General features: G+C 57.0%; 20 protein-coding genes. 7 read left to right on the plus strand and 13 right to left on the minus strand.

Going from position 1 to position 20,924, the window contains the following annotated elements; all coding sequences use genetic code 11:
• Positions 1–91: 91 nt before the first annotated feature.
• From AB5Y84_RS06085 to queF, 6 genes are all read right to left on the minus strand, one after another.
• Entirely contained in the window at positions 92–1,099 is a 1,008-nt protein-coding gene (locus AB5Y84_RS06085) for an isocitrate dehydrogenase (RefSeq protein WP_005349723.1), read from the minus strand.
• 159 nt (positions 1,100–1,258) lie between these two features.
• The gene (gene xni, locus AB5Y84_RS06090; RefSeq protein WP_368176581.1) at positions 1,259–2,059 is read right to left on the minus strand and encodes a flap endonuclease Xni; all 801 of its coding nucleotides are present in this window, start codon (positions 2,057–2,059) and stop codon (positions 1,259–1,261) included.
• A gap of 135 nt (positions 2,060–2,194) precedes the next feature.
• Complete coding sequence (gene ppnN / locus AB5Y84_RS06095; protein ID WP_019445906.1) at positions 2,195–3,550, minus strand: nucleotide 5'-monophosphate nucleosidase PpnN; 1,356 nt, start codon at positions 3,548–3,550, stop codon at positions 2,195–2,197.
• A gap of 148 nt (positions 3,551–3,698) precedes the next feature.
• Entirely contained in the window at positions 3,699–5,315 is a 1,617-nt protein-coding gene (locus AB5Y84_RS06100; RefSeq protein ID WP_368176582.1) for a diguanylate cyclase, read from the minus strand.
• An 83-nt stretch (positions 5,316–5,398) separates the two neighbouring features.
• Complete coding sequence (locus AB5Y84_RS06105) at positions 5,399–7,681, minus strand: tetratricopeptide repeat protein (RefSeq protein WP_368176583.1); 2,283 nt, start codon at positions 7,679–7,681, stop codon at positions 5,399–5,401.
• A gap of 211 nt (positions 7,682–7,892) precedes the next feature.
• Positions 7,893–8,741: an NADPH-dependent 7-cyano-7-deazaguanine reductase QueF gene (gene queF / locus AB5Y84_RS06110; RefSeq protein WP_368176584.1), complete on the minus strand. Its 849-nt coding sequence runs from the start codon at positions 8,739–8,741 to the stop codon at positions 7,893–7,895.
• A 204-nt stretch (positions 8,742–8,945) separates the two neighbouring features.
• Between queF and syd the strand changes: the two genes are divergently transcribed.
• Complete coding sequence (gene syd, locus AB5Y84_RS06115; protein ID WP_368176585.1) at positions 8,946–9,494, plus strand: SecY-interacting protein; 549 nt, start codon at positions 8,946–8,948, stop codon at positions 9,492–9,494.
• 92 nt (positions 9,495–9,586) lie between these two features.
• On the opposite strand, the gene AB5Y84_RS06120 is transcribed toward syd, so the two are convergent.
• The 5 genes from AB5Y84_RS06120 to AB5Y84_RS06140 form a co-directional block, all read right to left on the minus strand.
• Positions 9,587–10,372, minus strand: a complete 786-nt coding sequence (locus AB5Y84_RS06120; RefSeq protein ID WP_368176586.1) for a Zn-ribbon-containing protein — start codon at positions 10,370–10,372, stop codon at positions 9,587–9,589.
• A 3-nt stretch (positions 10,373–10,375) separates the two neighbouring features.
• Positions 10,376–10,672, minus strand: a complete 297-nt coding sequence (locus tag AB5Y84_RS06125) for a DNA-binding protein (RefSeq protein ID WP_368176587.1) — start codon at positions 10,670–10,672, stop codon at positions 10,376–10,378.
• A gap of 84 nt (positions 10,673–10,756) precedes the next feature.
• Positions 10,757–10,993, minus strand: coding sequence for a DUF2789 family protein (locus AB5Y84_RS06130; RefSeq protein WP_158110992.1), 237 nt, complete (start codon positions 10,991–10,993; stop codon positions 10,757–10,759).
• Between the two features lie 74 nt (positions 10,994–11,067).
• Entirely contained in the window at positions 11,068–11,367 is a 300-nt protein-coding gene (locus AB5Y84_RS06135) for a DUF3301 domain-containing protein (protein ID WP_088869964.1), read from the minus strand.
• 111 nt (positions 11,368–11,478) lie between these two features.
• Entirely contained in the window at positions 11,479–12,519 is a 1,041-nt protein-coding gene (locus AB5Y84_RS06140) for a DUF3549 family protein (RefSeq protein ID WP_103251461.1), read from the minus strand.
• 276 nt (positions 12,520–12,795) lie between these two features.
• Here AB5Y84_RS06140 and AB5Y84_RS06145 point away from each other — a divergent pair, with 276 nt between their 5' ends.
• The 6 genes from AB5Y84_RS06145 (at position 12,796) to ptsG (ending at position 19,149) form a co-directional block, all read left to right on the plus strand.
• Positions 12,796–13,131, plus strand: a complete 336-nt coding sequence (locus AB5Y84_RS06145; RefSeq protein ID WP_100646598.1) for a YqcC family protein — start codon at positions 12,796–12,798, stop codon at positions 13,129–13,131.
• Positions 13,128–13,901 (plus strand): tRNA pseudouridine(65) synthase TruC, encoded by a 774-nt coding sequence (truC, locus tag AB5Y84_RS06150; RefSeq protein ID WP_139473973.1) that lies wholly within the window; start codon positions 13,128–13,130, stop codon positions 13,899–13,901. Before AB5Y84_RS06145 ends, truC begins: the two co-directional genes overlap by 4 nt.
• Before the next feature lie 90 nt (positions 13,902–13,991).
• Positions 13,992–14,432, plus strand: coding sequence for a flavodoxin (locus AB5Y84_RS06155; protein ID WP_368176588.1), 441 nt, complete (start codon positions 13,992–13,994; stop codon positions 14,430–14,432).
• A 542-nt stretch (positions 14,433–14,974) separates the two neighbouring features.
• Positions 14,975–16,225, plus strand: a complete 1,251-nt coding sequence (locus tag AB5Y84_RS06160; RefSeq protein WP_368176589.1) for a maltoporin — start codon at positions 14,975–14,977, stop codon at positions 16,223–16,225.
• Between the two features lie 77 nt (positions 16,226–16,302).
• Positions 16,303–17,295 (plus strand): MalM family protein, encoded by a 993-nt coding sequence (locus tag AB5Y84_RS06165; protein WP_368176590.1) that lies wholly within the window; start codon positions 16,303–16,305, stop codon positions 17,293–17,295.
• 423 nt (positions 17,296–17,718) lie between these two features.
• Positions 17,719–19,149: a PTS glucose transporter subunit IIBC gene (ptsG, locus tag AB5Y84_RS06170; RefSeq protein ID WP_005338586.1), complete on the plus strand. Its 1,431-nt coding sequence runs from the start codon at positions 17,719–17,721 to the stop codon at positions 19,147–19,149.
• A gap of 291 nt (positions 19,150–19,440) precedes the next feature.
• Here the strand turns inward: ptsG and AB5Y84_RS06175 are convergent, their stop codons facing one another.
• Complete coding sequence (locus AB5Y84_RS06175) at positions 19,441–19,824, minus strand: DUF3461 family protein (RefSeq protein WP_005338583.1); 384 nt, start codon at positions 19,822–19,824, stop codon at positions 19,441–19,443.
• A gap of 126 nt (positions 19,825–19,950) precedes the next feature.
• Positions 19,951–20,778: a 2,3,4,5-tetrahydropyridine-2,6-dicarboxylate N-succinyltransferase gene (gene dapD, locus AB5Y84_RS06180; protein WP_005338581.1), complete on the minus strand. Its 828-nt coding sequence runs from the start codon at positions 20,776–20,778 to the stop codon at positions 19,951–19,953.
• Positions 20,779–20,924 lie beyond the last annotated feature (146 nt).

Consider the following 20,924-nt stretch of genomic DNA (forward strand, 5'->3'; position numbering starts at 1 on the left):
TATTGAACATAGTTGCTGTTTGGGGAGTGGCAAAGGATTCGGAAATATAAAAAAGGGAGCCTAGGCTCCCTTTTAAAATCAATTGGTTAGCTTACAGGCGATCGATGATGGCCTGGGTGAATTCGCTGGTGGAAGCCGTGCCACCCAGATCCCGGGTGACCCGATCACCGGATTCGATGGTGGCTCGTACAGCCTCGCGGATCCGCTCAGCCTTATCCTGCATGCCGAGGTACTCCAGCATCTGAATGGAGGCGAGTATCACCGAGGTCGGGTTGGCGATATTCTTGCCAGCTATGTCAGGCGCAGAACCGTGGACCGCTTCGAAGATGGCTGCGCCATCGCCGATGTTGGCACCCGGAGCCATGCCGAGACCGCCGACCAGACCGGCGCAAAGATCCGAGAGGATGTCGCCGAACAGGTTGGTGGTGACCATGACATCGAAACGCTCCGGGTACATCACCAGGTTCATGCAGGCGGCATCGACGATCATCTCTTCGCTCTGGATATCCGGGTAGTGGCTGGCGATTTCACGTGCCACTTCGAGGAATAGGCCGGAGGTCGATTTGAGGATGTTCGCCTTGTGGATGATGGTGACCTTCTTGCGCCCTTCCTGACGGGCCAGCTCGAAGGCGAACTTGACGATGCGCTCGGCCCCTTCGCGGGTGATGATGCTCATCGCCTCGGCACTCTTGTTGTCATCACTGCGCTTCTGACCTGCACCCGAGTACATCCCTTCGGTGTTTTCACGCACCGTGATGATATCGATGTTGTCGTAACGGCTTCTGGTGCCCTTGAAGGAGATGACCGGACGCACGTTGGCGTAGAGGTTGAACTTCTTGCGCAGGGAGACGTTGATGGAGGTAAAACCGCCGCCGACCGGTGTGGTCAATGGCCCTTTCAGGCTCACCTTGTTCTTCTCAATCAGATCCAGGGTAGCCTGGGGCAGCAGCTCGCCATGCTTCTCGAGGGCAACCAGACCCGCATCAGCGTATTCGTACTCAAAATCACAGCCCGCATGGGTCAGGATCTGGATGGCTGATTCAATGATGCTGGGGCCGATGCCGTCGCCGGGGATCACGGTAATTTTTCTTTTGGACATGAGAGGGTTCCACTTCCAGGGTATAGGGGAGGATGGGGCTGCTTTATAGCATTTACTCAGCAAACCAACCACATTCCTTTACATTCTACTCACTTTTATCAACAGCGAGGGTGAGTCTCGTCATGGTTCACGCCCTTGTCTGCATTTTTGTTCGGCCATTTAGTCCGGCTGGGGCGGGTAGCGGATGTCCCGCAGGTTGAATCCCAGCGGAATATCCCGCTGCAAGTGCACCAGCCGCTGGGCCAGCAGGGCTTCATCCTGATGTTGGCGCAGCTTGAGCAGTGGCTTGGCGGCGTCCTCTTGCTGACAGGCTTCGAGCATGGCTGCCAGATTGCCATATTTCTGCAACAGCTGGGTGGCGGTCTTGGGGCCGATCCCCGGAACCCCCTTGATATTGGAACCGCTGATACCGGTCAGGGCCCAGAAGTCGACCAGCTGAGCAGGGGCTACCCCATATTGCTGCTGGACGAAGGCGGCATCCAGCCAGCGCTTGTTGAAGTAGTCGCGCACCCGGATCTGCGGGCAGATCAGTTGGCAGAAGCCCTTGTCGGTGGAGATGATGGTCGCCTGATGGCCATGGCTGGCGATGCCACTGGCAAGGGTGGCGATAAGGTCATCCGCTTCATCGGTCTCGGAGAGCAGGGCATCGACCCCGCACTCCCAAAATGCATCCTGCAGGGTCGCCAACCCCTCACGCAGTTCGGGGGGCATGGGGGTTCGCCCCTCCTTGTAGGCCGGATAGACCTCTTTGCGCCAGCTATGCACCTCGCCATCAAACACGGCAATGACATGGGTCGGCTCGCTATTGGCCAGCAGCTTGCGGCAGGTATTGATAAGGTTGGCGCGGGTTGCAACCAGCGCCTGGGCAGGGGTCAGTGCCTGCTGGGCCTGTACCGCGTGCAGACGGCGAATGAGGTTGAGGGCATCGATGATGAGCAGGTGTGGCCGGATAGTTGACATGGGGCACTCTTGGCGGTCGGGACGCCCCATTGTAACAAACCGCTCGCCTTATGGGGGATTGATGGCAGTAGGGAGGGCATTGAGCCAATAAAGAGGGGCGCCGATGCGCCCCTCTGTCGATGATGTATCTGTACCCTAGCGGACGATTTCGTAGCAGGGCACATACTGGCTGCCCGGCAGCTTCATCCGCTGCTGCTTGACGAAGCTCTCCAGCAGTTTGTCCATCAGGTGCATCAGCTCCTTGTCGCCGTGCAGCTTGAAGGGGCCCTTCTTCTCGATGGCGCGAATGCCCCCTTCCTTGACGTTGCCGGCGACGATGCCGGAGAAGGCACGACGCAGGTTGGCGGCCAGCAACTGGGGCGGCTGGTTGCGGTGCAGATCCAGACTGGCCATGCTGGCGTGATCCGGTTCGAAGGGGAGCTGGAACTCCGGCTCAATCTTGAGGGACCAGTTGAAGGAGTAGGCATCACCGACCGATTTGCGGTATTCGCGGATTTTCGGCATCGCCTCCTTCATCACTCGGGCCACTTCCGGCGCGTCGCCGACAATGATCCGGTAGAGCTTGGTCGCCGGTTCACCGAGGGTCGCCTTGATGAAGTCGTCGATGGCACGGAAGTAGTCGGCACTCTCTTTCGGGCCGGTCAGGATGATGGGCATCGGCTGCCGCTCGTTGGCCGGATGCATCATGATGCCGAGCAGATAGAGCAGCTCTTCGGCGGTGCCGACTCCGCCCGGGAAGATGATGATGCCGTGACCAAGGCGCACGAAGGCTTCCAGCCGTTTCTCGATATCCGGCAGGATCACCAGTTCGTTGACGATGGGGTTGGGCGGTTCGGCCGCGATGATGGAAGGCTCGGTCAGGCCGATGTAGCGGCCGTTTCTTACCCGCTGTTTAGCATGGCCGACGGCGGCACCCTTCATCGGGCCCTCCATGGCCCCCGGGCCACAGCCGGTACAGATGTTCAGCTCGCGCAAGCCCAGTTCGCTGCCCACGGCGCGGGTGTACTGGTATTCGATCTCGTTGATGGAGTGGCCACCCCAGCAGACGATCAGGTTGGGATCGGCGCCGGGCAGGATCACCTTGGCGTTGCGCAGGATGGCGAACACCACGTTGGAGATGTGAGTGGAGTTGGTCAGATTGACCAGGCGGTTGGACTCGAGCTGATTGGAGACATAGAGAATGTCGCGCAGCACCGAGAAGAGGTGCTCCTGAATGCCGCGAATAATCTCGCCATCGACAAAGGCGTGCTCGGGGGCATTGAACAGTTCCAGCTTGACCCCGCGCTCGCGCCGGATCACATGAATATCGAACGATTTGAAGCGCTCCAGGATCTCCTTGGAGCTGTCGGTATGGCTACCGGAATTGAGCACTGCCAGCGAGCAGTTGCGAAACAGTTGATAGATATCGCTGGAGGCAGTCTGCTTGAGGCGATCCACCTCAAGCTGTGACAGCAAATCCATGCTGCCGACGGGATTGATGTGCGTAATCATAGGTTCCCCTTTACTCACTTGTTATCGTTGTGTTTTTCCCTGGGGAGAAAAGGGGACGCTATGTTGCATCCCCTGAGATCGATAGTAGTGGTAACAGAGGGTGGAGGGAAATAGGGCGACGACTGTTCGCTGTTTTTTTAGCCGCTTGTCAGGCCAGAGTCACTTGATCCCGACCTGTGTGCTTGGAGTGGTAGAGCGCCTTGTCCGCCCGCTCGAACACATCTGACGGGTTGTCCCCATCCTTGAACAGGGTTGCGCCGATGGAGATGGTGATCTCCACCTTGGCATCGCGAAAACGGAACGGGATGCTCTTGATGGTCTGGCGCAGGGTCTCCAGCGGCTTCTGGAACTTGTCCGGGTTGATGTTGGGCAGCAACACCACGAACTCTTCCCCACCAAAACGGGCGATGAAATCAGTGTCACGCAGCGCACTCTGCAGCGCCTTGGCGACCACTTTCAACGCCTTGTCACCCGCCATATGGCCGTAGTTGTCATTGATGTTCTTGAAGTGATCGATGTCGATGATCGCCATGCAGAGCGGAGTGCGGTAACGAAGCCAACGTTTGTATTCCTGCTCCAGCCGTTCATCGAGGGCGGCCCGGTTGTGTACCTGGGTCAGGCTGTCGAGGAACAGCTTGTGTTTTTGAATGGTCAGCCGCTTCTTGTACTCGGCGGTCTCCTCCTTCATCAAGCGCAGCTTGGACTCCATGGTGGAGAGGCGGGTGAGCAGGTGACGCTCCCGCGCCGCCGTGCTGTCACGCTCTTGCAGCAGCAGGTTGATGGCGCCCATATGGCCGGAGATGGCGCGCTTGAGCGCATCGATGGAGTTATGGCTGGCTAGGGAGTGATCGATCGCCTGCAACTCGTTGACCAGCGCCTCGCGGGTCTCGCGGGTTTCGTTTTGCAGCGCACGCCCCTCATCGAGGGATTCGGTAAACCCGACATGTACCGCGGACAGGCTCTCGTTGAGGGAGCTGAGGAAGGCGCGGGAGGCTTTACGCTCCTCACGGGTGCCTTCGATGATGAGCTCGATCACCTGCAGGCAGGTTTCCGCCAGCAGGGCAGGGTTGATCCCGATCAGCAGTTGGCGGCGAATGTCGCTCAGGCTCTCGCCGATGGCGCCGGCAAAGTCGAGTTCGGTGATAAGCCGCTGCAGCTCATCGGCGATACGGGTGTGATCCTTGAGATCAAACGGGTCTACATCGGGTTGGCCATCGTTGCTGGCAGTATCACTTTCTTGTTGAGTTGCACCTGAAGGTGTCAACAGGGGTTGGCTTGGCAGCAGCTGGATCTTGATCGCCTGCTGGTAGAACTCCAGCAGCTTGATCACCTTCTTCTGGTGATCGGCAATGCCGTAACCGACCGGACTTGCCAGAAATTCCTTGAGGGACTTGCGGGTCTCTTCCGGGAAGCCCTTGATGGTTTTCAGCTGTTTGGAACCAAGTTCGATGGCGGTCTGGGTCAGGGTGATCGACTCTTCCAGCGCATTGCTGTGCTGCTGCAGCAATTTTTCAATGGCAAGTAGCTCTGCATCCAGCGAGGTAAATGCGGGATTGTTATCCAGTTTCTGCTTGAGCTTGGCGAAGCGATTATCCAGCTCGCGGTCGAAGCCACGGCAGGAGAGCATCAACTTGTTGATAAACTGGATGCCGCGAGCACGCTCTGCATCGGAAAACGACAGCACGCCGTCGAGTTCCAGCTGTTTCTGCTGAAGGGATTCCCTGAGTCTTGCCAATTGTCCTGCTACGGCAGCGATGTCATTCATTATCAGGTCGCCCTGTTGTCATTATTGTTTTTGGTGTTGGATAGCAACAGTGGTCGAACCTGGTTTCGATCCTCGCCTGTTATCTACATTATTTCCTGGTGGTTATCGGCTGCCGGCTTCCTTGCAAGGCTGGGCCAATTAACCCATTGCTTTTCATGAGAAGAATTGACTTTTACCAGTCCCTTGTCAATTGCCATCAGGCCGCATTGCCACACATCTCCATTAAAAAATGCCGCTTGTTGGCAATCGATCGCAGCCAGCTCCAACCAGGCGTTTTGCTGGCATTTTTCACTGAGCTGAATGGCTCCCGACAGGGCGAGATAGCAGAGGTCAAACAGGCCATTGTGATCGAGCGCGGTCGCCGCCTTCGGCAGGAAGGGGTGACTGACAATCCCGAGGCTGATCTGGCGATCCAGCGGATAGTTGCAAGGGAAGGCGGCGATGGCGGTCAGCAGGTCTCCTGCCAGTTGATGCAGGTTGGTGACGTGGCGCTGTGGCACCACATAGAGCATGTGTCCTTCACGCAAGTCATAGATACGGCCATCTTGCGGGGTCAGGGTGTCCATATAGGCACCGAAGGCCTGCTCGATTTCTCTGCTGGCCTGATAGCCGTGGCGCTCCAGCGTATTGACCAGGAAAGGTACCCGGAACAGCAGATAGTGCAGTTTGTCATCGAACTCGCTGGAGGGCTGCTCGCTGAGGTACCAGCGATCCGATTTCAGCTGGCGCTTTGCCATCTCCCGCGGCCAGCGGTTCATCAGCCGCTGCCAGTTGGCCAGCCCTGAGCGTGGCTCGATCAGCAGGGCCTCATTGGTCCGTTTCAGTTGCAGGCGGGCAGTACGCAGCTTGAGCCAGAGGGTGAAGAAGAGGTAGATAAAGAGCGCCAGCAGCAGGCTGGTGGTGATGCTCGACCAGAGATAGCGCTCCTGCTGATGCTGGCTGTTGTTAAGCCGCTGCTCCAGCTCCTTGATATGTTGTACCCGCTCGACCTGAACATAGTTGTCGCGGATCGCCGCCTGCTCCATGGCTTGCTCCTGCTGGCGCACCTCCTCGCCAAGACGGTGGAAGCGCTTGTAGCTGTCGAGGGCCTGACGCAGATACCCCTTCTGCTCGTAGGCAAGCGACAACAGGCGGAATACTTCGTACTGACGGCGAGTATCGCCGAGCTGATTGGCCAGCGCGCGGGCGTTCTCCAACTGCAGGATGGCGATGGCGGCCTCCTGCTTCTTCAGATAGAGCTCGCCGAGCAGCAACAGGGTATCGATCAGCGGCTCTTTGGCATCGCTCAGCTCATGGGACTGACGGGCCGCATTGAGGTAGTTGCTGGCCAGCGAGAGGTTGCCGCTTTGCAGGTAGGTCTTGCCGATTTCATATTTGAGCAGGGAGGCCTGCGGTCGGTTGCTCCCCTCATCGAGCAGATCCAGCGCATTGAAGAAGTAGACCAGCGCCATATTGAGGTCGCCCTGCTCGCGGTTGAGTCGCGCCAGCACCATCAGGGAGTCGCACAGCAGGGAAGGGTTGCCGATGGAGTGGAAGTAGTTGGCCGCCTCATTGGCATACTGCAGCGCTTTCTGGGGCTCCTGCTCCTGCTGGTAGAGTTTGACTATCTGGTTCGACAGCAGGCCGAGAAAGAGCGGGTCATTGAGACTTTTGGCCTGTTGCTGGGCATCGATATATTCCCCTAGTGCCAGCTGTGGCTGCTGCAGCGCGCGATAAAGATCGCCGCTGATGGCGCTGACCCAGGCACTGGCGAGAGGATTGGGGGTCTTGGCGGCCCAGATCCGCGCATCTGCCAAGTGGGTCTTGGCATCATCGAAGTGCTGGTTCTCGATGTCGTAGCTGGTGCGTTGCAGGCGGCCATAAATTTGCAGCTGGCTCTGCTTGAGAGTGGGGACGGCCAGCTGTTCGTCCAGTTGATCCATCAGGGCGCGGCTGGTGCTCTGGTTATCCGGTTTAAGGGCCTGACTGCGGATCTTCAGATAGAGGCCGTGGGCCTTGAGTTCCGGTTGCTGCTCTTTGTCTGCCAGCGCCATCGCCTTGTCGAGCGCTTGCTGGGTGGCCTGATATTGGCCCAGTTGCAGCAGACACTCCCCTTTGAGCAGATGGGCGCCTATGGTCTGGGCTGCCGTGCTGTAACTCAGGATGGGCTCGCGATAACCGAACTCCTGGCGATTGCTGATGATTTGCTGGGGATTATTGGCTGCGCGCGTCAGGAAGGCGGTGGTGATCTGGACGCATCTGGCAGGATCGGTCAGTACCATCGATTGCGCTTGTTGCAGATCGATAGAGAGTTGCTCCTTGTCCAGATCCAGATTCGGAGCTGACAGGGAGGACATCATCATGGCCAGAAAAAACAGTTGATTCATTGGATTAAGGACGGCGCAGAGGTGTTGGCATGTTATCCAAGCCCCCCCCTGCGAGTCCAGCGTTTACTGTGGTTTGCTGGTGGCCGGCAAGTGGGTTTCGTCTGGATTTTATTATCCAGCCCCCTTATCACAGCTGCGTAAAGCATCGATTGAAACCTTTTTTGCCAGTTATGGAGGGCAGTGTATCTGCCCTCTCTGTCGAAGCTCGACTTTATTGGCGGATCAGACGCAGGTTGGCGGGCACCGCTTCGAAATTGGAGCGGAACGGGTTGATGTCGAGGCCGCCGCGACGGGTATAGCGGGCATAGACGGTCAACTGCTCAGGTTGGCAATAGTGCTTGAGGTCGATAAAGATCCGCTCGATGCACTGCTCGTGGAACTCGTTGTGCTGGCGAAACGAGATGAGATAGCGCAGCAGCTTCTCCCGATCGAGTTTCGGCCCCTTGTAGCGGATCACCACAGAGCCCCAGTCCGGCTGGCTGGTCACCAGACAGTTGGATTTGAGCAGGTGGCTATGCAGGGTCTCTTCTACCTGTTCGCTACCGGCTGCCCCGTGCAGCAGGGACGCATCAAACTCGTAATTGTCTACCTCGATATCCTGCTCATCGATGCACTCGCCAGGCAGCAGGGCAATCTGGTGCGGCGCCTTGTCGAGGGGGAACAAGGTCACCTTAACGGTCTCGCCGGCACAGGCGCTCAGATCCCTGGTCAGCATGGCGGCGACTGCCTCGATAGAGTCGCAACGGGTCTGGTTGAAGGAGTTGAGGTAGAGCTTGAAGGATTTGGATTCGATCAGGTTCGCACTGGTGGCCGGAATGGCCACTTCACCCACCGCCACCATCGGCTTGCCCTTGGCATTGAGCCAGGAGAGCTCATAGAGGGTCCAGACATCGCAACCGCTAAAGGGGAGATCATCGCCCAGCTTGAGATCATCCCGGTTCAGGCTACGTGGAACCGGCTGCAGCAGGGAGGGGGTGTACTGGCTAATGTAATCGGATTGCTGGCCCAGGCTCAGGCCGGTCAGGGCGCTGGCCCCGGCGTATCTATCTTGTTTGCTCACAGGGTTGCTCACGTAATGTGCTCATGATGAGTTGAATGAAACGGGCCATTGCAGGGCCGGATGGTTGCAGCCGTTTGGCTTGGGCGTCGGCCTCTCTGTATCCCGTGTTCTGTTTCCCGGGTCGCAAGGTCGGCTGGCAACCTTGTCTGTTACCGGGTTTGGTGGTGCAATAGCGGACTTTGCCAGCAATTGTGGGGATTTTCGATGTCGGATCAAGTTTTGTCTGCCCTGGAGCACTTTTTTGCCCGCTGGCAACGGGATGGCGAGGCCAGACGAGGCCTGCCCCTGTGCGAGTGGGAGGCGGACTGGCGTTCCCCCTGCCAGCTTGGTGAGCCCGCCGATGGTCGGGTGGCCTGGCGTCCTCACTATCGCTCCGAGCCCGCCGATTTTACGGCCATGGCCGATGCCCTTGAGCTGACAATTCATCCCGGCGCCATTGCCCTGTTCGGGCACTGGTTCAGCCGCCCCATCCCCTGCCTTTTCAAGGGGCTGCGCCTTGAATTGATCCTGCCGTGGAACGAGGCGGATCTCGACCTACTCAGGGAGAACCTCATCGGTCATCTGCTGATGCTGCGCAAGCTAAAACGAACCCCCTCCATCTTTATTGCCACCACCCGCAACGAGATGACGCTCATTTCCCTTGATAACGAGAGTGGTCAGGTGTGGCTGGAGTGGCTCGATTCAGGCCGCCGTCTGCCGTTGGCGCCCTCCTTACCGGCGTTTCTGGAACGGCTTGAGACGTTGCCGCAATAGCACCTGTTCGAGCCAAGGTTACTCATCGGAACGAAAAGAGCCTTGCCATGCGGCAAGGCTCTTTTTTATGGCATCGCGTACAGGGAACGCGCTTAATCCTTGAAATCCCAGGAGAGGTTGGAGACCAGACGGCAGCTGTCGCACTTGAAGTCGAAGATCTCGTGCAGTGGCTCTGCCAGCGCCCACTCACCGCCACAGCTGGGGCAGGGGCGCGCCTTCTCCTCGGCCGCGCTCAGCCCGCCCACCCGGTAGAGGTAGTAGTAGGTGGGGATGCCGCTCAGCACTTCCAGCCGTTTGGTCAGATCGCTGCCGCGCCGGTAGAGGCGGCTGCCCACTTCGCCGATTTCGTGCAGCGCCGCATGTTCGGCGATGGAGCCGTTCATCTGCAACTGATCGCACGCCTCCCAATCCTCCTGCCACTTGATGATTTGTTTCTGATCGCCGTTGGCGACCGCGGGCAGCTGGTAGAGCGGAATGGGGGCGAAGTGGTCGCCACAGCGCAGCGGCGAGCAGGTATGCAGGAAGCTGGTGTAGAGCAGCATCCAGCTCGGCCGCTCGCCCTGCTGGCCGCAAGGATCTGTGCTGTCGGAGAGCAGATCCGCCCCTTGAAGATGGAGCTTTGGCGCCAATAACCCGGCCTGATTGAGCTGCTGCTCGGCCAGTTTTACCTGCTCGCTCTGGTTGTCGGGGTGCAGGCTATCCTGCTCCGGGCAAACCACCCGACTGACGAAATAGCCGTCATGCATGCTGGTGGGGAATTCCCGCCCGAGGATCTGGCCCTGATAACGCAGCATGTCGAGGTAGTTGACGATGGCCCGCTCGGCTTCGCCAAGGGAGGTATCGCGGTAACACTCAAAGCAGAGTTCGACGATATACATGGTTCAGCCTTGCCCCTGCTGGAGGAGCAGGTCGGTCAGGCGATCCACCTTCTGTTCGATGCGCGCGAGCTGTTCGGCGAGTTGCTGCAGGGTGAGCTCCGGTGCTGGCTGAGGCACAGCCTCTGGCAGGATCTCGCTCTCGGCGGTCGCGACGGGCTGCAGCTTCCACTGGCTCAGCACTTTCAGCAGCTCGGCCATCGGCACAGGCTGGGTGAGGCGGGCCTTGATCATGGCAGTGGTGGGTGTCAGGCCCTTGGCGGCCAGCTCGTTGGCAATTCGGATGATCTCGTGGGCGGACATAAGCATGCTCTGGGTGAGAAGGGGGGATCGATATCGGGGCGGGATCTTAACCAAAGCCGGCAGGGGAGGAAAGGGGCGGGCGGCTTAGCGGGGCTGGCGCAGCATCACATCGAGCAGGTCGATTGCCTCGCACCAGTCGGAGTCGTTCCACAGGGCATCGCGCAGAAAGCTGGCCTGGGCGGCGTTCCAGAAACCGGCCTCCGGCAGCAGGGTCTCATTGTCGAGGTGATGGTCGTGCACAAAGCGGTGCAGGCTCAGCTCGTCGTTGGCCATCCCGAGCTGGGCAAACAGGGCTGGCAGATCGTGGACAAGGGGTTCCATCTCGTCTCTCCCTTTGTTTAATCCCTGAGATTATAGACAGGCACAGCAACCGGGCGCAGAGACGAGATTGGAGATCAGGCAGAGGGGATGCGATGGGGTGGCAGATCAACGCCTACGATGTGCAGCCCCTGCATCTTGAGGGTGCCCTGATAGTGGCTCTCGCCATCGCTGGAGAATTCAAACTGATAGTGGGTCAGCAGCCGCATGGGATTGCGGGCCAGCTCCCGCCGGTTGCGGGCCAGCGACAGCAGTTGCAGATCATGGTGCTGGCAGTAGCGGCGCATGTATTGCCAGGCCACTTCTGCCTGTTGGCGTTGCAGCCAGAACAGGCCGGCAATCGCAATCAGCAACAAAATTCCGAGCATCTCTCCCATAGGCGGGCTTCCTTATCGTGATGTCGATAACCGGGAGTCCTGCTCGGCACTCCCGATCTCCTTTTCTATTTCCCGCCGTGTTGCCTCGTGGCGTGAGGGGGAGGCGAGGGATCAGGCCGAGGCAAACAGACGGCCGATGGCCTTGCCCAGCGCATCGCTGCGGTCGGGGTCGCGCAGTCTGGCCAGCATATCATTGCGCAGGGCCGGTAAAGTGACCAACTCGGCAAAAACCTGATTGAAGAACTGGGTCGGTTGTAGCGCCAGTTGTTCCAGATAGTGGCTGAGCAGATTGGCATCTTTCAGATCGGGCCAGAGCCGGCCCGCAATGGCGAGCAGCAGCGCCGGGCTTGGCTGGGTTTGCAGCAGGGTCAGCAGCTTGTTGGTGCGCAAAGTGCTGCCGGGGCAGGAGGCCATGGCGCGGCAGAGGTAGGCCAGGGTCTCCGGGTTGGGGGCGGCGCACTCCTGCTCCTTGCCGATCCGCTCGAGCAGGGCGCCTTGTACTGCCGGCGGCAGCGGGGCGTTTTCAAGGCTCTGGCAGAGGGCGTAGAGCGGTTCCTGCGGCAGTTTGGGCAGCGCCTTGCAGATCAGCGCCAGATTGCGTTCATCATGCAGCCGCTCGGCCAGATCGGCAAAGCCCTGCAGCCCCAGAGTCTGCCAACCGGTGTCGTTGGGGGCGGCCAGATAGTGGCAGAGGGCATCGTAATAGGCAGAAGGGGCCTGCTCCAGCTGTCGCGCCAGCTTGGCATGCAGACTGGCCATCTTGGCCTCCGCCGGGCGGAAGGTGTAGGGATTGTCGGCCAAGCGCTGGGCTTTCTCTTCATCCAGATCGCCGGTGAGCTTGTAGCCCAGGGTCTCCACCACCTGATCCATGAACAGCTTGGGGCCGTTTGACATCAGCAGGCCGCGCTCATCGAGGGCAAACTTGAGGAACCAGAGGTAGTGGCGAGACTCGCTCGGCTGGAAGAAGTGCACACCCAGCCAGGCGTGCTGTTGCAGCGGCCAAGGGTAGGGCTCCTGCTGCTGTTCGATGCGGACAAAGGTGTCGCTTGCCAGTGGCCGCACCTGGCGGCCCATGTCAAACAGCTGGAACTGGGTGCCAGCCTGAGTCAGAAATTCGGTCAAGGTATTGATGGCAGTAGGCGTCGCAGACATGGTGAGATCCGGCTAATGGTGATGCGGGCCGATTATAAGGCCCTTGCCGAGGATAGCCAGTGGCAGCAGACGCGTGTTGCGGCAGATATCAACATGGCAGCCATGCGGGGGGAGGTGTATAGTATCGCCCTTTTTTAAAGGCGGCAGGCCGCGCTGGCTGCCGTGTGTGTCGATGAGCCGGATGAATCGCCGGTGCTGCGCGACCGAATGTACCGGCATCCTGGCTGACCCTGTCGGGTCAGCGGATCAATCTGTGGTTATGAGGAAGAGAGCGAGATGAATCAATATTTGCTGGTAGCTGGCCTGTTGGGGGAACTCACCGCCGAGTTGCAGCGCCTCGAGCGCTGGCAAGCTGACCATCCCGGTGACGAAGCCCTGGCAAGCACCCTGCCTTTTTGTGTCGATACCCTGAGCTTTGATCAGTGGCTGCAGTTCGTGCTGATCCCGCGCATGGAGCAGCTGGTGATGGTGCAGGCTCCGCTGCCCACCAGCGTTTCCCTCTATCCCATGGCCAGCGAAGTCTACAAAGAGGATCTGGCCGAGGCAGAAGCGCTGCTGCGCCTGATCGCCCGCTTCGATCTGCTGCTTTCCGGCAAAGTGATCGAACAATGATGCCAGATCAAACCCGAGAAGAGAGTGACTTGAAGCTGACCCTGCTCTATCAGGATGAGTGGCTGGTGGCGGTCAACAAACCGTCTGGTCTGCTGGTGCACCGCAGCTGGCTCGACAAGGGTGAGACCCGTTTTGCCATGCAGATGACCCGGGATCTCATCGGTGGTCGCCATGTCTATCCGGTGCATCGCCTCGACCGACCCACCTCCGGCGTGCTGCTGTTTGCGCTCGATCCGGTGATTGCCCGCGCACTCACCGAAGCCTTCACCCAACGTCAGGTACACAAGGAATATCTGGCTCTAGTACGGGGCTGGGCGCCCGAGCAGGGGGTGATCGACTATCCCCTCAAGGAGCAGCTGGACAAGATTGCCGATGCCATGAGCAACCCGGATCGCCCGGCGCAGGATGCCGTCACCACCTTCCGTCGCCTGCATCAGGTCGAGCTGCCCCACGCGGTCTCCAAGAAGCACCCTACCAGTCGCTACAGTCTGGTCAGATTGTTCCCGAAGACCGGCCGCAAGCATCAGTTGCGCCGCCATATGGATCATCTGTTCCATCCTATTGTGGGCGACACCACCCACGGGGATGGGCGCCACAACCGTTTCTTTCGCGAGCACTTCGGCTGCGAACGGCTGCTGCTGGTGGCCCGCACCCTGAGCTTTACCCATCCGGTGCTCAAGGTGCCGATGCGGATCCAGGCGCCGCTCGGTCAGGATGTGTTGCACCTGTTTGCCGAGCTGGGCTGGCCCGCCAGCGAGAGCGACTACTAAGCGCCTGATCCTCAGTCCTGAACCGGTGGCATCTGACGCCAGCTTGCTGATAGAGTTGCTCAAAAGAGTGACTCAAGCAGGGAGAGGAGAATGGCGCAGATCGATATCGTGGTAGGAACTGTCTACGGCGCAGCCATGCTGGTGGCCGAGACCTTGGCAGATGAGCTGGAACGCAAGGGGCATCACTGTACCCTGCACGAAGAAGCACGGCTGGCGGACATCGACCCCGGCCGTTTTTTATTGCTGGTCAGTGCCACCACCGGGCAGGGGGACATTCCTCCCAATCTGCAGCCCTTTGCCTGCGAGCTGGCTGACAAGGCGCCCTGGCTCAAGGGGCTGCGGTATGCCTTGATTGCCATGGGCGACAGCAGCTATGACCATTTTTGTGGCGCGGGCCGTCGGCTGGACGGGTTGCTGCAAGAGCTGGGGGCCACGCGAGTGATGCCCCCGCTGGAGCTGGATGCTACCGTGCACGATGAACCCGAACAGGTGGCGCTCAGCTGGCTGAAAAAGTGGGATATTCAGCCCTGAATATTCTCTGAAATAGAGCCATATCAATCCCCTGATCCTTAACCGGCAGGGGATTGTTATTTGCACAAATGTTATCTCACTCAGCAAGCATATTTCCCACTCTTATTGTCGATAGTGGCGGAGGGATATTTTCCCCTTTTGGCATTCCATCGGCGTAATGGTTTCAAGCGCACCGCAGACCCGTCGTCCAAATAAAAGTTCAATCTTGAAAGCGATCTCAGTCATGTTTTTGTCATTCGAACGTAAAATAATGACTTTGGTTCAGTCGCGAATTAATTGCTGGTAACGCTTTCAGGTTTGCTGTAATTGCTTGTTTTGTGTCTCTATTGGTTATCTATTGCCTTTATTGTCGATTTTTTACTGGCTGGCGTTGTGGTGATCGTTTGCCGAGCGATTTGTCGCCATTTTGTGAGTCGCTTCATATTTGTCGTGAAATACGCTCCCTATAATCAACCTCGGTTATCACCAACAGGATTACATGGTGATAAGAAGTTGAATATTCAGGATCACACTCCTCACTGCGGGAAATAAGGAATATGACAATGAAAATGAAGTGGCTCCCGATTGCAGCAGCTGTTACTGCCGCACTGGCTTCCCAAGCCGCCTTTGCCGTAGATTTCCACGGTTATATGCGTTCCGGTGTCGGTGTTTCCGATAACGGAGACATGCAGACGAATGTGAGTAAAAACAGAGTCGGTCGCTTGGGTAACGAGAATGATACCTTTGCCGATATTCAGCTTGGGCAAGAGGTTTACAATAAGAACAACCAGACGTTTTATGTCGATTCAATGTTCTCAATGACTTCAGGCCAGAAACGTGACTGGGAAAATACTAAAGGGGATGATGCCGATTTTGCTTTGCGCCAACTAAATGTACAAGCAAAAAACCTGTTTGGTGGCAATGAGACCCTGTGGGCGGGTAAGCGTTACTACCAGCGTCATGACATCCATATTTCCGATACCTACTACTGGGATGTGTCTGGTGCCGGTGCTGGTATAGAGAACATTGAGGTTGGTCCGGGCAAATTGTCTGTCGCAGTTTTACGTAATGATCCATGGGAAGCCATCACTGGTGATGCGCAGACGATGGACACCAACGTATTTGATATCCGTTACGCCGGTATCCCGTTGTGGACTGATGCATCTCTTGAGATGGGTTATGACTTTGCCATGGCTAACCCGACTGATCTGCAAGACAAGCAGAATCCGAATATCAACGATGGGCACATGCTGACTGCCGAGTTGACTCAGTCAATGCTGGGCGGCTTTAACAAGACTGTAGTTCAGTACTTTATGGATGGTCTGGCTGCTCAAGGTGTTAGCTATGGCGCCGGTTCAGGAAGTGGCTTGCAGTCAAATTCCAGTAGTGGTGATGGCTTCCGTTTTATCAACTGGGGTGTGCTGCCAGTTGGTGACAAAGTTGAATTTGGCCACCAGCTGATTTATGCGCAGGCTAAAGACTTTACTGAATGGGGCACTCAGTACGAGGACAAGGATACTTTCTCTGTTGTTGTTCGTCCGATGTACAAGTGGAATGATGTCATGAAGACCATCGCTGAGGTGGGTTACTTCAAAGATCATGAAACCAAGAAAGGCTCAAGTGAAGCCTCTACTGATGGTAGCAAGTATACACTGGCACAAGCTTGGTCTGCAGGCTCAGGTTTCTGGGCTCGTCCTGAAATCCGTGTTTTCGCCTCCTATGTACAGCAAGATGGTCAATTCCGTGCTGACAGCAACGGTGTTAAGCAAGACAACGCTTGGAACTTCGGTGTACAAGCCGAAGCTTGGTGGTAATCTCTCCATCACCTGATTTCAAGTCGCCCCCGCTTGTCGGGGGCTCTTTTTTTCAAGATGGCGTGTAGGGTATGCAGATGAAATATAGCAAGGTAGCGTTGACGATTTTGTGTTCCACTCTGATGACGGCATGTGCGTCGCTTGAGGCAACGGTGGCTCCGACTCAGGAGTACAAGAGCATCCTCGATAGCCGTGCCAGCGCACTTCAGCAGCTCGGCTCAGCCACCGTATGTTGCACTAGTATCAACGAGTTACAGTATCAGCCGTTGGCTGCTGAGCAGAAAAGAGTGGTTGCTATTGATGGCAGCTCTCCGGCATTCAACTTCCCGGAAGGCAAGAGCTATTACGCCGCCTTCAAATTGCCGACCAATTCCGGTGATCTCAAGGTCACGGTTGCTGGGCTGATTGACAAGACGTTGTTTAACCCCACAGTGTTGCTGCTGGATTCCCAGTTCAAGCCGACCCGCACCATTGGTGCCGACATCATTACCTACAAACCAGCGCGTATGTTGGATGGCGATCGGGTTGAAGGCGTTTTTACCATCGACCGTTCCTATGTCGGCAACCCGAACAATGAAACCTATATGGTGATTTACACCACTCAGGCTACCTTGAGCCAGACCACCCAAGCAATGAGTCCTTCCAAGATGATGGCCAAGTCTCTGAGTGTGCAGGATTATGGTGCCAAGGATCCGCTGATCCCGCACTCTGCATGGGGTGTGGTCAAGATTGATGTAGAAGATATGAGTGCCAGTGCGCTGGGGGATAACTTCTACAAGCCGGTTTACCAGGAAGCGATCGATGCTAATACACCGATCGTGGATGCGACCCCTAACAAGTTGGTTGTGCCAGTTGCTACCGCTGCAACTGCAGTGGCTGGGGCAACTGCAGCCAAACCTGCTCCTGCCATGCTGAGTGAAACAGAAGCCTTCTACCAGAGCCAGATAGAAAAAGCGGTCAAGGCGGGGGATATCGACAAGGCGATGAAGCTGGTGAACGAGGCCGAGCGGGCTGGTTCAACCAAGGCAAAAAGCGTGTTTATTGATGCGGTCAAGCGCTCGCAAAAATAAAGTAATACGACCGTTTGCTGGTCAGATATATTTGTTGAGGCCTCCCTTGTTGGAGGCCTTTTTAATCGGTAGACTGTAATAAATAAAAACCACGCCGTTACATTGAGTTACATTGAGTTGCCATTTGATATAAATTGCATTGTTAAAATACAAAATGAAACTGCTATTTATATGTCTTTGTAATAAGGTGATAATGCGGATTATTAACTTATATTAGAGGCGTTTTTTAGCCGCTAAACAAGTTGTGATCTTCCCTCCAAATTCAATATTCCCCCGCCTTCGAAAGCAGCAATTTATGACCCGCTGGGTTATATTCTGATGGTCAAAATAAACAAGCCCGACTCGAAGATATCTGAATGAATCAGTGCTTATTTCATCCAGATAGATCGTTCAGGGACGACAATCCATTCAGGAGCGCACACAATGTTCAAAAATGCTTTCTCTAATCTGCAAAAGGTTGGTAAGGCGCTGATGCTGCCAGTATCAGTCTTGCCAGTCGCAGGTATTCTGCTGGGGGTGGGTGCTGCCCACTTCAGCTGGATGCCGGAAATTGTCTCCCAATTGATGGAGCAAGCCGGTGGTTCTGTATTTGGCCAGATGGCCCTGCTGTTCGCAGTGGGTGTTGCTCTGGGCTTTACCAATAACGACGGTGTATCCGGTCTGTCAGCCATCGTTGGCTACGGCATCATGGTCGCAACCCTGAAGGTCATGGCACCTGTGATGGGTGTTGAAACCATCGAAACCGGCGTGCTGGGTGGTATCCTGGCCGGTGGTATTGCTGCCTGGGCCTTCAACCGTTTCTACAAGATCCAGCTGCCAGAGTACCTGGGCTTCTTCGCGGGCAAACGTGCCGTACCCATCATCACCGGTTTCCTCTCCATCGGTCTGGGTGTGATCCTGTCCGTGATTTGGCCGCCAGTGGGTGGTGCCATCGGCGCCTTCTCTGACTGGGCTGCCAACCAGAACCCGGTACTGGCCTTCGGGATCTACGGCGTGGTTGAGCGCTCTCTGATCCCGTTCGGTCTGCACCACATCTGGAACGTACCGTTCTTCTATCAGGCTGGTACCTGCGTCAACGGTGCCGGTGAAACTGTTCACGGTATCATGACCTGCTTCCTGACTGCTGATGACGCTTCCCGCGCTGCCGGTAACGGCTTCGGTCAGCTGGCTGGTGGCTATCTGTTCAAAATGTTCGGTCTGCCTGCTGCTGCGTTCGCCATCGCTCACGCTGCCAAGCCGGAAAACCGCGCCAAGATCGTTGGTATCATGGCCTCTGCAGCCCTGACCTCTTTCCTGACCGGTATCACCGAGCCGATTGAATTCTCCTTCCTGTTCATCGCTCCGGTTCTGTACGCCATCCACGCAGTACTGGCTGGTCTGGCTTATGTGCTGACCAACTCTCTGGGTATCGTACACGGTCACACCTTCTCCAACGGCTTCATCGACTTCGTGGTGCAATCACCGCGTGCCGACAACATGCTGCTGCTGGTTGGTCTGGGTCTGGTTTACGCGGCCATCTACTACGTCGTATTCAGCTTCGTTATCCGTGCCATGAACCTGAAAACCCCGGGTCGTGAAGACGAGACTGCTGAAGAGGCCGTTGGCCAAGGCAAAGACGAGATGTCTGCTGCTCTGGTTGCCGCCTTCGGTGGTAAAGAGAACATCGCTTCTCTGGATGCCTGCATCACCCGTCTGCGTGTTGGCGTGAAAGATGTTGCCAAGGTTGACCAGGCTGGTCTGAAGAAGCTGGGTGCTGCCGGTGTGGTAGTGGCTGGTTCCGGCGTTCAAGCCATCTTCGGCACCAAGTCCGACAACCTGAAAACCGACATGGACATCTGGATGAAGAGCAACTAATTCTGTTGCCTGAATATCAGCGTGTTTGAAGAGGGAGGCGAAAGCCTCCCTCTTGCTATTTCTGGTTATGGATCGTGCGAGTCACAGCAGGTCGAGCTCGGCAGGAGTCTCGTTGCCCAAGGGGCGATATGTAACGGGCTGCCCAATGGTGGCCCAACAGCACAAGGTGGTGTGCCTCGCTCGCCTTATCGCACACCATCACCAGATCAACCTTATAGCCAGATAACGTCATCCAGTAATCAGCCAATAAAAAGAGCGCCATCTGGGCGCTCTTTTGTCGAGTCGAGGGGATTAGAGTTTCTCCAGATCCCGTTCGATTTCGCTGATCTTGTTCTGTACCACTTTTTCCAGATGGCGCAGGTCGCGCAGGATCTTCTGCTTGATGTCCGGGTCGGCCTGCTGATGAACGCCCTGGGTCAGGTTGTCCAGCTCATCCACCACATACTTGAGGTTGGCGTTGATCTCGGTGACATCCTTGTACTCATGGGTACCGGAGTCGACCAGCATGGTCTTGCGCTGGCGGGGATACTTGAATTTGACACTCTTGGCGAAGAACTCGCCTTTCTGCTTCTTGAAGTAGATCTTGAGGATGTCGTGGTTGGCCTCCTGGCGCAGGGTATAGCTGTCGACGGAGGCGGGATCCTGGATCCCCAGGCTCTTCAGATTCTCGTACATCAGGCTTCCTCGGTTTGAAACGATCCTGTCCCATCCATCTTAACCGATGCCTCATGGCTTGCCTGTGACAGGGGCGCCAAAATGAAAAGGGCGCCATCAGGCGCCCTTTCATCACAGCAATGCTGATTACTCGTCGATGGAGCGCAGCAGAGCGTTGATGCCGACTTTGGCGCGAGTCTTGGCATCCACCTTCTTGACGATCACCGCCGCGTAGAGGCTGTACTTGCCGCATTTGGAGGGCAGGGAGCCGGAGACGACCACGGAGCCAGCCGGTACGCGGCCGTAGTGGATCTCGCCGGTTTCACGGTCATAGATGCGGGTGGACTGGCCGATGAAGACGCCCATGGAGATGACGGAACCTTCCTCGACGATGACCCCTTCAACCACTTCGGAGCGGGCACCGATAAAGCAGTTGTCTTCGATGATGGTCGGGTTGGCCTGCAGCGGTTCCAGTACGCCGCCGATGCCGACGCCGCCGGAGAGGTGAACGTTCTTACCGATCTGGGCGCAAGAGCCGACAGTGGCCCAGGTATCGACCATGGTACCTTCGTCAACGAAAGCGCCGATGTTGACATAGGAGGGCATCAGCACGGTATTGGGGGCGATAAAGGAGCCTTTGCGGGCGGTCGCCGGCGGCACCACGCGCACACCCGCTTCCTTGAACTGCTCGGCAGTGTAGTTGGAGAATTTGAGGGGAACCTTGTCGTAGTACTGGGCATCGTCGCCCTTGATGATGCCGTTGTCGTTGATGCGGAAGTAGAGCAGCACCGCTTTCTTCAGCCACTGATGGACAACCCACTCACCGGCAATCTTCTCGGCAACCCGCGCCTTGCCGGAGTCCAGCAGGTCGATGGCTTGCAGGATGGCGGACTTGGTGGCGCTATCCACGGAGCCCGGAGTAATGGTGTCGCGGCGCTCGAAGGCCGCTTCAATGATCTGTTGCAACTCGGTCATGACAGGTTTCCTTTAAAAAATTCTGTTTGTTGTATCACACTTTTCCGACCCTTTTTAAGGGGTTGACCGGAATTCTTCCGGCCAGCGACCATTTCTTCATCCGATGTGCGCCAACCAGTTGTTTGGCATGGCAAAAAACGCCCGAC

This window comes from Aeromonas sp. s11 (genome assembly GCF_040907945.1).
Classification (GTDB): Bacteria; Pseudomonadota; Gammaproteobacteria; order Enterobacterales; family Aeromonadaceae; genus Aeromonas; species Aeromonas veronii.

What these genes read in the sequence shown, in the direction of transcription:
- ppnN (WP_019445906.1), bottom strand. Translation starts at nt 3,550, where the DNA reads ATGATTACGCACATCAATCCCGTCGGCAGCATGGATTTGCTGTCACAG.
- truC (WP_139473973.1), top strand. Translation starts at nt 13,128, where the DNA reads ATGATGCCAGATCAAACCCGAGAAGAGAGTGACTTGAAGCTGACCCTG.
- ptsG (WP_005338586.1), top strand. Translation starts at nt 17,719, where the DNA reads ATGTTCAAAAATGCTTTCTCTAATCTGCAAAAGGTTGGTAAGGCGCTG.
- AB5Y84_RS06160 (WP_368176589.1), top strand. Translation starts at nt 14,975, where the DNA reads ATGAAAATGAAGTGGCTCCCGATTGCAGCAGCTGTTACTGCCGCACTG.
- AB5Y84_RS06175 (WP_005338583.1), bottom strand. Translation starts at nt 19,824, where the DNA reads ATGTACGAGAATCTGAAGAGCCTGGGGATCCAGGATCCCGCCTCCGTC.
- AB5Y84_RS06085 (WP_005349723.1), bottom strand. Translation starts at nt 1,099, where the DNA reads ATGTCCAAAAGAAAAATTACCGTGATCCCCGGCGACGGCATCGGCCCC.
- xni (WP_368176581.1), bottom strand. Translation starts at nt 2,059, where the DNA reads ATGTCAACTATCCGGCCACACCTGCTCATCATCGATGCCCTCAACCTC.
- AB5Y84_RS06135 (WP_088869964.1), bottom strand. Translation starts at nt 11,367, where the DNA reads ATGGGAGAGATGCTCGGAATTTTGTTGCTGATTGCGATTGCCGGCCTG.
- AB5Y84_RS06155 (WP_368176588.1), top strand. Translation starts at nt 13,992, where the DNA reads ATGGCGCAGATCGATATCGTGGTAGGAACTGTCTACGGCGCAGCCATG.
- AB5Y84_RS06130 (WP_158110992.1), bottom strand. Translation starts at nt 10,993, where the DNA reads ATGGAACCCCTTGTCCACGATCTGCCAGCCCTGTTTGCCCAGCTCGGG.
- AB5Y84_RS06125 (WP_368176587.1), bottom strand. Translation starts at nt 10,672, where the DNA reads ATGTCCGCCCACGAGATCATCCGAATTGCCAACGAGCTGGCCGCCAAG.
- AB5Y84_RS06165 (WP_368176590.1), top strand. Translation starts at nt 16,303, where the DNA reads ATGAAATATAGCAAGGTAGCGTTGACGATTTTGTGTTCCACTCTGATG.
- syd (WP_368176585.1), top strand. Translation starts at nt 8,946, where the DNA reads ATGTCGGATCAAGTTTTGTCTGCCCTGGAGCACTTTTTTGCCCGCTGG.
- AB5Y84_RS06120 (WP_368176586.1), bottom strand. Translation starts at nt 10,372, where the DNA reads ATGTATATCGTCGAACTCTGCTTTGAGTGTTACCGCGATACCTCCCTT.
- AB5Y84_RS06145 (WP_100646598.1), top strand. Translation starts at nt 12,796, where the DNA reads ATGAATCAATATTTGCTGGTAGCTGGCCTGTTGGGGGAACTCACCGCC.
- AB5Y84_RS06100 (WP_368176582.1), bottom strand. Translation starts at nt 5,315, where the DNA reads ATGAATGACATCGCTGCCGTAGCAGGACAATTGGCAAGACTCAGGGAA.
- dapD (WP_005338581.1), bottom strand. Translation starts at nt 20,778, where the DNA reads ATGACCGAGTTGCAACAGATCATTGAAGCGGCCTTCGAGCGCCGCGAC.
- AB5Y84_RS06140 (WP_103251461.1), bottom strand. Translation starts at nt 12,519, where the DNA reads ATGTCTGCGACGCCTACTGCCATCAATACCTTGACCGAATTTCTGACT.
- AB5Y84_RS06105 (WP_368176583.1), bottom strand. Translation starts at nt 7,681, where the DNA reads ATGAATCAACTGTTTTTTCTGGCCATGATGATGTCCTCCCTGTCAGCT.